Source organism: Sphingobacterium sp. BN32 (assembly GCF_030503615.1).
GTDB lineage: Bacteria > Bacteroidota > Bacteroidia > Sphingobacteriales > Sphingobacteriaceae > Sphingobacterium.
In genome coordinates this window covers 2,189,228-2,202,491 of the sequence record NZ_CP129963.1, presented here as the reverse complement: position 1 = coordinate 2,202,491, position 13,264 = coordinate 2,189,228, and the positions used below count along the sequence as shown (strand labels likewise).

The window sequence follows — 13,264 nt, the reverse complement described above, 5'->3', positions numbered from 1 at the left end:
TTAAAGTTTTGCTTTGTATTCCTCTTCGTCAAAGCCCAGTAAAATGCCCTGTGGCGATTCAATCAAAGGACGCTTAATCATACTGTTGTTTGATAATAGTGCTTGATTCGCTGAATTCGCATCTTTTACTTTTGCTTGCTCCTCTGGACTGAGTTTTCTCCAGGTCGTTCCTTTTTTGTTCACTAAGGACTCCCAAGCTACTTCTTTTTCCCACTCTTCCAGTTTTTCAACAGTCGCCGGTTCTTTCTTATAGTCGTGAAAGACATAGGCCTTCTTATTTTCATTTAACCAGTCGAGAGCTTTCTTAACTGTGTTGCAATTCTTAATTCCGTATACCTGTAACATGTTGTATTAATTTGGTAATAATAATCTAACAGGATAAAGATATTAAATACATCGTTAAGGGGGCGCAAAATAGTGTTAAATATGGCTATTAGTCTGACGTTGCATACCTAGGTAGGTTATTTTAAAAAGATGGTGTTTTTCAATTATTTTATGGTATAGAAAAATGGTTTCTGTTGGTTTAAAGGGGATCTACTGGCTGTTATTCTGATAGTGTAATTTTTACACTATATTTTTTCGAATAATAAAAAAACGTTATCTTTAAGCATTCACAACAAATATTTAGAACGAATAAACTATGAGCCTAAAAGATTTCAAAGGTGTTTTAACCGGCGATCAAGTACAGGAGTTATTTGAGATTGCTAAAAGAGAGAAATTTGCTTTACCAGCGGTCAATGTTATTGGTACGGATTCTATCAATGCCGTAATGGAAACAGCGAAAAAAGTTAATTCACCAGTAATTATACAGTTATCAAATGGTGGAGCGCAGTTTTATGCAGGTAAATCATTGAACAATGATGGATTGCAAGCTTGCATTTTAGGAGCGGTATCTGCTGCACAGCACGTACATTTATTAGCAGAACACTATGGTGTTGCCGTAATCTTGCATACAGATCACGCTGCTAAGAAGCTTTTGCCATGGATCGATGGTTTATTAGATGCCGGTGAGAAATTTTATGCCCAGCATGGTAAGCCTTTGTTCTCATCTCATATGTTAGATCTTTCTGAGGAACCAATCGAAGAGAATATTGAGATTTCTAAAAAATATTTAGAGCGCATGAAACCACTAGGAATGACTGTGGAAATCGAGTTAGGTGTAACAGGTGGTGAAGAGGATGGCGTGGATAACTCCGATGTGGATAGCTCAAAATTATATACACAACCTGAAGAGGTTGCTTACGCATTTGAAGAATTAGGAAAAGTTTCTGATAAATTCACGGTTGCTGCGGCATTCGGAAATGTACATGGTGTTTATAAACCAGGGAATGTGAAATTACAGCCAGTTATCCTTCATAACTCACAAGAGTTTATTCGTGAGAAATTTAATTTAACAGCAGAGAAGCCAGTGAACTTCGTATTCCACGGCGGTTCAGGTTCATCACCTGAGGAAATTGCTGAGGCAATTTCTTACGGTGCGATCAAAATGAATATCGATACGGATATGCAATGGGCATTCTGGGACGGCGTTCGTGCATACGAAGCGAAGAACCGTGATTACTTGCAAGGACAGATCGGTAACCCAGAGGGATCAGATGCTCCTAACAAGAAATACTACGATCCTCGTGTTTGGTTAAGAAAAGGTGAAGAAGCATTCGTTACGCGTTTAACTCAAGCTTTCGAAGAGTTGAATGCAATTGATGTGAACAGCAAATTATAATTTTAATATAATCTATGGAAAGGGCGAAGTCATCACTTCGCCCTTTTTCATTTTCGTGTCAAATGAGCGAATTCAGTAATTATATTGCGTTAAATCACATTTTATTCGGAAAATAATTCCTAATATTACCAATAAGGGAAGAGGAAATGTATAAAGAAAGTTTTATATCATATCTTAGATTTGAAAAGCATTATTCGGTGCATACCTTGACCGCCTATGAGAAGGAAATAGATCAATTTCTAGCTTTCGTGGATCAAGAGTCTTATACCTTTGACGCTATCGATTTCAAATTTCTCCGTTATTATTTTTCAACACTAAGAGAGTCCAAGAAGGAAGCTCGATCAATTAACCGTTCCATCTCGGCATTGAAGTCGTATTATAAATATATGCTTCGCGAAGGTTTAGTAGACCGAAACCCAATGTCTTTAATTAAAGCATTGAAAGTGCCGCAGAAACTACCAACTGTCGTGGAAAAAGAGAAAATGGTTAGCTTGTTGGACCAAATGGACGCTGAGGTGAGCAGTTTCGAAGATTTGCGCGATTTTATTGTGTTAGAGCTGCTTTTTGGCACCGGCATCCGTGTCTCGGAATTAGTAACGATCAAAGATATCGATGTTGATTTTTATAATAAAAAAATACTTATATTCGGAAAAAGGAGCAAAGAGCGTTTTGCACCTATCAACAACACTTTACTAGAAGAACTAAAAAGGTACATGTTGGAAAAAAAACAACAGAACTTTCAAAACATTATACCAGAATTAGTCGTTACCAAAGAAGGAAAGCCTGCGTATCGGGAGCTCATTTACAGAATTGTTAAAAGGTATCTCAGTATGATCACTTCACAGAAGAAAAGAAGTCCTCATGTTCTGCGACATACCTTTGCAACAGCGCTCTTAGATAATGGGGCAGATTTGAATGCAATTAAAGAGTTATTAGGTCACGCTGGGTTGTCGGCGACACAAATATATACCCATAACTCAGCTGAACGTTTGAAATCAATTTATAAACAAGCCCATCCAAAGGCTTAAAAAAGGAGGAAAAATGAACATTACAGTGCAATCTATTAAATTTAATGCAGACCAAAAGTTAATTGAGTTCATTAAGAAGAGATCAGAGAAGTTAAATCAGTTTTTGGACAACATTATTGAGGGCGCATGTTATTTGCGTTTAGAGAATGTTGATGATGAAGCAAACAAGGTAGTGGAACTAAAGTTCAATGTGCCGGGTAACCAGTTGTTCGCTAAAGCACAAGCAAAGACTTTCGAGGAAGCTACAGATATCGCTATCGAATCGATCCGACGACAGATTAATAAGCACAAAACAAAGACCCGAACAAACTTAAGTAACCACAAAGAAATATTAAATCAAGAAGAAGAATTCTAAGGAATACATACTCTAAGAGAAGGGCTGTCTATCAACTAGGCAGCCTTTTTTGCTGAGCGGCTGTCTGACTAGAGTCCTTCAAATATTTTCATCGTTATGCGTTTTACGTCGGAAATATGAAAGTTCGTGTAACTAGCATTTTCGTGAAAATAGAAATGTGCTCCTTCATGCTGATCGTATTTTTCTTGTATGTACATGACAAATACTTGATTGGTAGTTTTGTAGTTAATTATCTATATAAATAGGTAATTAATAGTTTTATCCCCAAGGAATTCTTGCTAACTTGAGGTTAATAAAACAAACAACATGCCCCTAAATAAATTACAAAAACTGGAATTGCTGGTTAAAAGCGTCGATGGGAGGAGCCTTATGGACGACAGCAAGCTAGTGATGTGGTTAAACGAACATTCCGCTGTCGACGAAATAATTTTTAAGATTGAAGAATTATTGGAGATGTGCTGTCTTGAAAAAGAGACTTTAGAAGACAATGGAATACGTCTTATCTACAATCAAAAACCAATACAGCTGGCTAACTCCAATGGAGAAATAGACTTAGATAAATTACTTGCTGCTATAAATGAACTCATGCATCCGGATTTTGAAATTCGATTCTGGAAAGGATCGTATGGAATGAAAGATTTGGCTTTTATTCCTTTGGCAAAGGAATTATGGGACGCTTTGGAAGAGCACCTGAGTACCTCTTTAGTAAACGAGGAATTCCGAAAAGTGGAATTTGGTACTAAATTATTTTACCTCGATGCTGTGAGTACACAGAAATATTTAGATGAATATCTTAAGTTCAAATCCTTATTTTAGGCTTATTAAACTTTTCTCGTGTTTATTTATTTGGATTAATTCTTAATATTATTTAGATTTGTTCCAGACTAATGAAAAACATGATTTGTCCTTTAGCAAACGTTGAAGAAGTATTTATATCCGATTACGCCGCGGTCTACCAATGTAGTCGCCAAAATTGTTATTGGTTAGAATTTCAAGGTGCCACTACGGCGTTCAATGTCAGAGATTTTTTCGCTTTTAAAAAGAAGATTGATAGCATCGATCTTGAAGCGATGCTCACCGATTCATCTCGTAACGGTGACTTTGAGATCATCATGCCTTTCCGTACAGAGCGTTGTTTTATCCTATCGATAGAAGAGATTCTCCAGCTTCGTGAAGTCCTATCCGGAGCGAAGTTTATGATCGAACTTAATGGGGTGATTCATAGTTGTCTACACTCCAGGTCGCTACTCACATTCTAAGCTGTAATTATACTAGTTCTAAATAAGTTAGCTATGTTATTAGCTAATTTAGACTGAATTTGTATTGCAGAAAAAACGAACATTTTTTATCGTAACACGTTATCTTTGTAGTGTAGGATTTGAAACTCATTCAATCCACGCTGGACATTTTTATATATAATTGTTATGAAAGATTTATTGAAATTAAAAACATCCATCTCTGAGGAGATTGAAAACATATTAAATGCACAAGTTAAAGTTGAAGCACACTCATCATCATTGTACTTAGCCATGTCAGCATGGTGTGACGATCAAGGATTAGATAACGCAGCTGCATTCTTCGCAAAGCAATCTGACGAGGAGCGTGCTCACATGTTAAAGATCTTTAACTATATCTCAGCAAGAGGTGGTCGTGCGATCTCTCCAGAAGTTACTAACGTACCGGTAGACTTTGAATCATTCAGAGGTGTATTTGAACAAACATTAGAGCAAGAGATGTTTGTGACGGAGCAATTTAACAAAATTGCTGATAAGTGTATGAAAGCGAAAGACTTCGTAACTTTCAACTTTATTCAATGGTTCCTAGAGGAACAAGTTGAAGAAGAGTATGTTGCACGTCGTATTCTTGAATTATTCGATGTGATCGGAGAAGAAGGAACAGGAAGATGGGAAATTGATCGCCATCTAGTGAAAGTAACATTCGACGGTGAATAAGTTAAAAAATTGAGAAAAGGGGCTAAAATTGTATTTTTAGCCCCTTTTTTTATACAAAAATTTTAAGTTCCTACGTTTTAATGTTAAATTTCATTTATTGTGAATTAGTAGATTTAAATTACTCTATAGGAACTATCTTAGGTGCATAATCTGTATTATATCTTGACCGTGCTGATGGTCTGCCTTTCAATCTCTCCAAAGCTGCATGCGCAAGAAGGCGCCAGAAGCATTGAGGGACTGGTGGTAGATACCATTGGTATGGGACTTAAAGGAGTTTCAGTGCGCTTAAGCAGTACCGCAGATACGATTGTGGTGACGACGAATGCAAATGGTTTCTATCGAATCAATAAGATTAAGGGTGAACATATCAGTGTTACTTATAGTATGCTGGGGCACCAAATTGTCAAAAAGACCTTTCCTTCCAACCGATTTATAGATCAGATATTCGCGCCCAAGGTTACTCTCCACCCGCAGGCCAACATAATCCCTGAAGTTCGCGTAGTGAAGTATATTCCTATTGTCAATAAGGGGGATACTGTTCAGTTTAATATGAAAGCTTTTTCATTTCCAGAACGATCCTTGCTGGAGGAAGCATTAAAGAATATTCCTGGCTTCCAAGTGTTACGTGACGGGACTCTATTTTATAATGGGCAAATAATCACCCAGGTGCAAGTGGATGGTCGGAAGTTCTTTGGAGGTGATGTACAAACGGCGACTAGAAATCTCCCTGCGGAGTTCGTAAAGCAAATTGAAGTGATCAATGATTATGGTGTGGCATCGACAGAGAAAGGAATTAAGAATAACGAGCCAGAGAAGATTATCAATATCAATCTAGAGGAAAACAAAAAGAAAATTACATTCGGACAAGGGACTATTGGCGGTGGAACGCGCGAGCGATATCTCGGTAGCTTGGGCATCAACAAATTTAATGATGGCCAGGAAGTCTCAGTTGTCGGGTCGTTAAATAATACCAATACGAGTTTGTTTGCATTTGGATCACCCAACGGCGCCGGGGGAAGAGCGACCTCTTTGGGTGAGTTTGGCGACTATGCAGATCAATCCGATGGATTGAATAAGTTGGGCTCCATAGGGGTCAACTTTACCGATAATTGGGGAAAAGACATACAGATATCCGGAGGCTATAACTACCAGAGCCGTCAAAACCTGACGGAAGGTAACTCGCTATTAACATCTTCTTTCAGCAACTTTAAAATACATAAGAAAGAGGATTATAGTACGACCACCTTGGATAACTATCATAAGTTGTTTTTTGAAATTAATTCTAAGTTCAAGAATCAGGATATATTTAAGATTAAGCCGACGATCACATACAACAGAACTTTTGTCGATAACAATAAATACACGACGCGTCAGAACTACAGAGTAAGTGAGAGCGGTGAGCAAAAGGATAGTTCGGTAAATTCTACGCCGACAGCGGAGGTTCTGATGTTCTATTCCAAGTATTTCAAGAAGCCCGGTAGAAAGTTGGTCGGCGATTTTCGATTTAATTTCCAAACGATAGGAAAAGATGAACGTGTGAACGAAAGCTACGTCATCTATGATACAACCAGTGTGAATCCCTCGATCAGCATGTTTGAACAAGAACAGATTGTTGATGCGAGAAATGACCTCAATACGATAAAATCATCTATTTCGTATGTAGAGCCTTTCTTAAAACACAGTCTTTTGGAATTGTCGTATGATATTGATATCACGGATATCGAAGCGCGCCGTGTGGTAAGAAAAGAACCGTTCGAAATAATCGATTCGTTAGGCGTCGAGTATGCGTATCAATTTAGAAGCTTTAAAACAGGCTTAAACTATCAATACGAGCCCAACAATAGATTCCGTGTGAATCTGGGCTTTTCCGTACAACCTCTTAGCCTGGAGGGAAAAGTTAAAGGAGATACAGCAACGTATAACTACAGCAATGTAAACCTGATTCCGACAACAAACATTCGATACAAGGTGAATGACGAGCTGGATCTGCAGTTCTCTTATCTCGGCAAAAACAATCAGCCCAATTTCTTGCACATCTCTCCGGTTCGTGATAACTCCAATTCCCGAAACATTATCGTCGGTAACCCTGCGTTGAAGGCGGAATTCTATAATAAGATATCCACAAGTTTGCGGAAGTTTGTTACCAATAGGGGACAATATTTTGAAACCAGCTTTGCTTATACTTTCATCAATAATAAGATCGTCAGCACGAAGAAGTCCGTATCGAAAGAGTCGACCATACAGGAAACGTCTTTTGAAAACACAAACGGATATTATGATGTTCGATGGAACTATCTGTTCAATACGCCGTTTATCAACGACAATTTCCAACTCGATTTGAATGGAGATGTAGAATATTACAACAATCTTTCGTTTATCGATTCGAGAAAAAGTACGACCCGGCAAGTGCTTTTCAATCAGAACCTGCAATTTCGCTATAATTGGAATGAGTATTTTGAGTCGGTTTTCAATACCAATTATTTCCTAAACAGGGCTATTTACGAATTGCCTTATCGCAATAAAATTGCAGCGCATTCCTTTCTATTGAGCCTAGGGGGCAAAGGTTATATCAGCAACAAGTTTGTCTTAGGCGCGGAGATGTCACAACGTTTCTATAAAGGATACGTGAGTGAGTTAAGTGACGTCAATCCAACGATCATCAACACTTATCTGGAGTATACATTCATGAAGAATAATTTAGCATTGCTACGCTTGCAATGCTATGATTTGTTGGATCAAAATAAGAACGTGGGTGTATTGACCGAGTATGCCGGGAATGACGTTTTCGAATCTAGAAACAATCGATTGGGAAGATATTTAATGTTGACTCTCAATATTAGATTGCAATCCTATCCAAATAAAAAATAATGAAAGCCATTGTAATTACTTCGTTTGGAGGACCGAAGGTATTAAAAATCCAAGAACGCCCAGATCCAATCCCTCAAAAACATGAGCTGTTGATCCGTGTGAAAGCTGCGGGTATTAACCGTCCAGATGTATTTCAACGAAAAGGCAATTATCCCGCGCCTGAGGGCGTTGCTGCGGACATACCAGGCTTAGAGGTTTCCGGTATCGTCGAAGCGCTAGGGGCAGAGGCGACCAACTTCAAAGTAGGCGATGAGGTCATGGCATTATTGGCTGGTGGCGGATACGCCGAGCTTGTTGTGGTAAACGAAGGGATGTGCATGGCGAAGCCTAGCAATGTCAGCTTCGTCGAAGCCGCTGGGCTTCCCGAGACTTTATTCACCGTATGGCATAACGTTTTTCAGCGCGGCAAGTTGCAGAGCGGAGAGAATTTTCTGGTACATGGCGGAGCAGGGGGAATCGGCACAACTGCGATACAGCTCGCAAAAGCATTTGGTGCTCATGTTTATACTACGGTTGGCAGCATCGATAAAAAGCTTCTCACAGAGGGATTAGGCGCTACTAAAGCAGTAATATACAAAGATGAAGATTTTGTCGAGGCATTGGCGGACATCGGCATGGATGTCATTCTAGATTCGATTGGAGGAGAATACTTTGCAAAGAACATAAAAATCATGAATCCCGATGGGCGCTTGGTTTATATCAATGCGATGCAGGGAGCCAAGGTGGAACTGAACCTTTTAAAACTTATGCAAAAGCGGATAAGCCTTACAGGCTCAACACTTCGGGCGCGGGATATTGCTTTTAAATCATCGCTTGCACAAGAGGTTGAAGAAAAAGTTATCCCACTTATAGCAAATGGAACCTTCAAAGTAGAAGTCAGTCAGGTATTCGATTATCGAAATGCGGAGGAAGCTCATCGTCAAATCGAGCGTAAAGATCATTTCGGCAAAATTATCCTTTCTTTCGAGGGCTAAATACTTTTAGCAGTCTATTTTCAAGGAATATTTTCTATATTTAGACAACGAATTAATCCTAAAAAGCCTATGCGATTAAAACTTCTTGCTACAGCTTTCCTATTGGGGAGCTCTATCCTTAGCACTTACGCACAAAAGATAGGGAAAATCGAACGTCCCATTGATATGGTTAGTACGCTCGTTGGTACACAATCTACATATTTTCTTTCCAGTGGTAACACTTATCCAGCCGTCGCAATGCCTTGGGGCATGAACTTCTGGAGCCCACAGACCGGCAAGATGGGAGATGGGTGGATGTATACTTATACGGCTGAAAAAATAAGAGGAATCAAACAAACTCACCAGCCTTCGCCTTGGATGAACGACTATGGGCAATTCTCAGTGATGGCGATGGTTGGCAATAAAACCTTTGATCAGGATAAACGCGCTAGTTATTTTTCTCATAAAGCAGAAGTTGCAAAGCCGCACTACTATTCCGTCTATCTGGCTGATTATGACACCAAAGTCGAAGTAACTCCGACGGAAAGAGCATCATATTTCCGTTTTACATTTCCTAAGACAGATTCTGCTTTCGTCCTGCTCGATGCTTTCGACAAGGGCTCCTATGTCGAGATCATCCCTCGCGAGCAGAAGATCATCGGCTATAGCACTAAGAATAGCGGCGGAGTTCCGGATAATTTCAAGAACTACTTTGTTATGGAGTTCGACCGTCCATTTGCGAACGTTGCAACCTTCGCTGACTCCGTGTTAACCGATGGCCGCCTGAAGATACAAGCGAATCATGTAGGCGCCCTGGTTGGTTTTAAAACCGCAAATGCCGGGGAAAAGCTGCTCGTTAAAGTGGCATCGTCCTTCATCAGTCCCGAACAAGCTAATCTCAATCTTAAAGAACTCGATAACACTAGCTTTGACGAACAGGTAGCAAAGGGCGAAGAACGTTGGAATAGCGAGCTCGCAAAGATACAGGTGGAAGGTGGAAGCATCGATCAGATCCGCACCTTTTATTCGGCTTTGTATCGCTCGCTTTTGTTTCCGCGTATGTTTTATGAAATTGATGCTGCAGGCCAGGTCGTTCACTACTCACCCTATAACGGAAAAGTGCTTCCAGGCTATATGTTTACCGATACAGGCTTTTGGGATACCTTCCGTTGTCTTTTTCCATTCCTGAATTTGATGTATCCGGATGTGAATGAGAAGATACAAGAGGGACTTGCAAATGCTTACAGAGAGGGCGGATGGCTACCGGAATGGGCGAGCCCGGGCTATAGAAATATTATGGTTGGAAATAACTCTGCGTCGATTGTTGCAGATGCCTGGATAAAAGGTGTTAAATCGAAGGATATTGAAACCTTATATGAAGCTGTTAAGAAGGGCGCAAATAATGCAGGACCGATGACGGCTGTAGGGCGCGCAGGCGCGACATATTACAATGAGTTAGGCTATGTACCGTATGATGTAAAAATACATGAAAATGCTGCTCGCTCGCTGGAATACGCATACGACGATTTTGCTATCTATCAATTAGCCAAATCGCTAAATAAACCTCAGGAGGAACTTGACTTTTATCAGAAACGTTCTTTCAACTATAAAAAGCTATTCGATCCTTCCACCGGGCTGATGCGCGGAAAAAACAAGGACGGTTCTTGGGCTACACCATTCAATCCATTTAAGTGGGGCGATGCCTTTACTGAGGGCAATAGTTGGCATTATAGCTGGTCGGTATTTCAAGATATCGAAGGATTAGCGAATCTGATGGGCGGTCATGCGGCCATGGAAATTAAACTAGACTCTGTATTTCATCTTCCTCCGGTATTCGACGATTCTTATTATGGCTTCCCTATACACGAGATCCGTGAAATGCAGATTGCCAATATGGGGCAGTATGCACATGGAAACCAACCTATACAGCACATGATCTATTTGTATAATCATGTTGGAGCACCTTGGAAAGCACAATACTGGTTACGAGAGACGATGAATAGAATGTATTCCCCAAATCCCGATGGCTACTGTGGCGATGAAGATAATGGACAAACTTCTGCTTGGTATGTCTTTACAGCAATGGGCTTCTATCCCGTGACGCCAGCTACCGATGAGTATGTTTTAGGATCACCCATATTTGATAAGGTGACCATCAGTTTAAACAGTGGCAAGAAAGTCATTATAGAAACAAAGGACAACTCCGATCAGAATCGCTATATCCAAAGCATGAAATTCAACGGCAAAAACTATAGCAAAAACTTTATCAAGCATAGCGAAGTCATGAAAGGTGCAAACCTCAGCTTTGATATGGGCGCAGAACCTAATAAAAAGCGAGGCGTGAGCAGAGGAGATCTGCCGTTTTCATTGTCTAAATAGCGATTAACGCCTATATAATAGACATAAAATGTATAATTGCTTAATTTGTCCCCAAAAATTAAGCAGGAAATTAAAAATTGTCCTAAACCGGGAAAGGTAGGATTTAAGGATTAACGAGATCCTGTCAATCTTTGCATCCTTCCTTTCCTGATTCATGAAAAACGATCCTGCCAATCCTTGCATCCTTCCTTTATTGGTTAAAGACAAACCGTATAGATTCTAACAACAAATTTGGCTCTATCCCCCTCATATACAATACAAACCTTAGGCAAACCCCAATCAGAATCCAGGGCTTATATGCGGGTATGAGATGATTCGAATAAGGAAGTAATAAATCGTGTGTCCCTGATTTTTATTTTCTTTCTATTTAAATTTCTATGCTTTTTAAAAGTTAAATTAAAGTTTCCTCCCAAACCTTCTATTAATAGAACATTAACAATTTAGTAACTGCCTCTAAACATTCCCAAAGCGTGTATTGGCTAGTTTTGCACAAACTTTTGAAAAAACACAATCATAAAATTAACCTAGAGTTGTGACTTGTTTGTTTTGTTCTCTTTCGTTATCGAAAGAAATCTTTCAGTTTTCAAGGGTTTATGAAATTTTGAAACACTTAAAGTAAATATTAATCTCAATGTTATGAAAATTCGTAGTTTACTAATGATGCCTCTCGGATTTTTGCTTCTGCTCGCAGGGTGCAAAGACGAAGAGACTTTGAAGAAAAGTGAGCATGATCCTTCCAAGCCGATTGTGCTTAGCTCGTACTTTCCGTTAGAGGGCGGAGCGAGGACCAAAATACTTTTAGATGGTGAAAACTTTGGAACTGACCCATCTAAAATTAAAGTCTACTTCAACAAAGCGAAGGCTTCCATTATTTCTTCCAGCGGCAATCGCATTTATGCTATTGTACCGCGCATGCCTGGGGCCGACCCTAAGATTTCGGTGGTCGTGGGTAAAGATTCATTAGTTTATGAGAATACTTTCATTTATCATACGCAAGCGCAGGTTAGTACAGTAACTGGGAATGGGCAAAAGAATTTTAAACCGGGGGTATTATCGGAAGCAGAGGTATATGGTAAATACTTGGAATTGGATGCGGAAGGCAATATTTTCATGTCCTGGCGCGATGGCGGTAACCCTGCTACCTTTGGTGTAGCTAGAATAAATGAGCGGGAAAACATCGTTACCCCATTAATTGAAGCTCAGGCTGCTACAAGAATTCTATACGCGAATGGATTAACGGTCGACCGTGCAACAGGGATGTTGACTGCAGCACACGAGTCGACGAAGGAGGTGATTTTTACATTTGACCCTCGCGAAGCGTGGTACCCCCGTCAACGAAATGTGAAATATTCTACCGCTGACCTAACATCTATTGTTGATGCAGATCGCTATAAGAACTTTATTACTTTTTGTCCCTATGATGGACACCTCTACACGCGTTATCGTGATGGTAAAATAGCGAAGATCAACCCCGAAACAATGGAGGCAAAGATCGTCCATCAAGGCCCCTATGGTTCGCAATATGGGCAAGCAATAAACCCTAAAAAACCTTGGCTATTATATATCACTTTACACTCCAATGCAACCCCTATTGAATTTCGACAAGGGATTTCTGTGCTCGACCTTCGCGATCCCAACGGAACGGGAGGTTTCAAACGAATGAATGCACCAGGAGGTAGTGCTTTTCGGGATGGTCCGATTGAAGATGCTTTATTCAATTATCCTAAGGACATCAAATTCGATAACGATGGGAACATGTTTGTGGCAGACTATGGGAACCATTGTATCCGAATGGTATCGGCAGATAATATCGTAACAACGGTTGCCGGCCGACCTGGAACATTTGGCTATAAAGACGGTGGTCCTGCTGAATCATTATTTAATCAACCTTGGGGTGTTGCGGTGAATGAACAAGGCGATATCTATATCGCAGATTGGAGCAACGCTAGAATCCGCAAACTTGTTATTGAGTAGTCTTTGGAAGCATTTAAATATTAAACCAACACAAA

General features: G+C 39.9%; 11 protein-coding genes. 10 read left to right on the top strand and 1 reads right to left on the bottom strand.

Annotated elements, in window-relative coordinates:
• Positions 1 to 345 (bottom strand): ArsC family reductase, encoded by a 345-nt coding sequence (locus QYC40_RS09225; protein WP_301989958.1) that lies wholly within the window; start codon positions 343 to 345, stop codon positions 1 to 3.
• 295 nt (positions 346 to 640) lie between these two features.
• Between QYC40_RS09225 and fbaA the strand changes: the two genes are divergently transcribed.
• The 10 genes from fbaA (at position 641) to QYC40_RS09175 (ending at position 13,229) form a co-directional block, all read left to right on the top strand.
• On the top strand, positions 641 to 1,720 hold the full coding sequence (gene fbaA / locus QYC40_RS09220; RefSeq protein ID WP_301989957.1) for a class II fructose-bisphosphate aldolase: 1,080 nt from the start codon (positions 641 to 643) through the stop codon (positions 1,718 to 1,720).
• Positions 1,721 to 1,866: 146 nt separating this feature from the next.
• Complete coding sequence (locus QYC40_RS09215) at positions 1,867 to 2,748, top strand: tyrosine-type recombinase/integrase (RefSeq protein WP_301989956.1); 882 nt, start codon at positions 1,867 to 1,869, stop codon at positions 2,746 to 2,748.
• Between the two features lie 13 nt (positions 2,749 to 2,761).
• Positions 2,762 to 3,103: an HPF/RaiA family ribosome-associated protein gene (locus QYC40_RS09210; RefSeq protein WP_301989955.1), complete on the top strand. Its 342-nt coding sequence runs from the start codon at positions 2,762 to 2,764 to the stop codon at positions 3,101 to 3,103.
• Between the two features lie 306 nt (positions 3,104 to 3,409).
• Positions 3,410 to 3,919 carry a hypothetical protein gene (locus QYC40_RS09205; protein WP_301989954.1) on the top strand — a complete coding sequence of 170 codons (510 nt, stop codon included), beginning with the start codon at positions 3,410 to 3,412 and terminating at the stop codon, positions 3,917 to 3,919.
• Between the two features lie 80 nt (positions 3,920 to 3,999).
• Entirely contained in the window at positions 4,000 to 4,362 is a 363-nt protein-coding gene (locus tag QYC40_RS09200; protein ID WP_301989952.1) for a hypothetical protein, read from the top strand.
• A 165-nt stretch (positions 4,363 to 4,527) separates the two neighbouring features.
• A complete protein-coding gene (locus QYC40_RS09195; RefSeq protein ID WP_301989951.1) occupies positions 4,528 to 5,055 on the top strand; it encodes a ferritin in 528 nt (175 codons plus the stop codon).
• A gap of 141 nt (positions 5,056 to 5,196) precedes the next feature.
• Positions 5,197 to 7,923: an outer membrane beta-barrel protein gene (locus QYC40_RS09190; RefSeq protein WP_301989949.1), complete on the top strand. Its 2,727-nt coding sequence runs from the start codon at positions 5,197 to 5,199 to the stop codon at positions 7,921 to 7,923.
• Positions 7,923 to 8,897, top strand: a complete 975-nt coding sequence (locus QYC40_RS09185; RefSeq protein ID WP_301989948.1) for an NAD(P)H-quinone oxidoreductase — start codon at positions 7,923 to 7,925, stop codon at positions 8,895 to 8,897. Before QYC40_RS09190 ends, QYC40_RS09185 begins: the two co-directional genes overlap by 1 nt.
• Positions 8,898 to 8,966: 69 nt before the next feature.
• Positions 8,967 to 11,255 (top strand): GH92 family glycosyl hydrolase, encoded by a 2,289-nt coding sequence (locus QYC40_RS09180; protein WP_301989947.1) that lies wholly within the window; start codon positions 8,967 to 8,969, stop codon positions 11,253 to 11,255.
• Positions 11,256 to 11,891: 636 nt separating this feature from the next.
• Positions 11,892 to 13,229 (top strand): IPT/TIG domain-containing protein, encoded by a 1,338-nt coding sequence (locus tag QYC40_RS09175; protein ID WP_301989946.1) that lies wholly within the window; start codon positions 11,892 to 11,894, stop codon positions 13,227 to 13,229.
• Positions 13,230 to 13,264 lie beyond the last annotated feature (35 nt).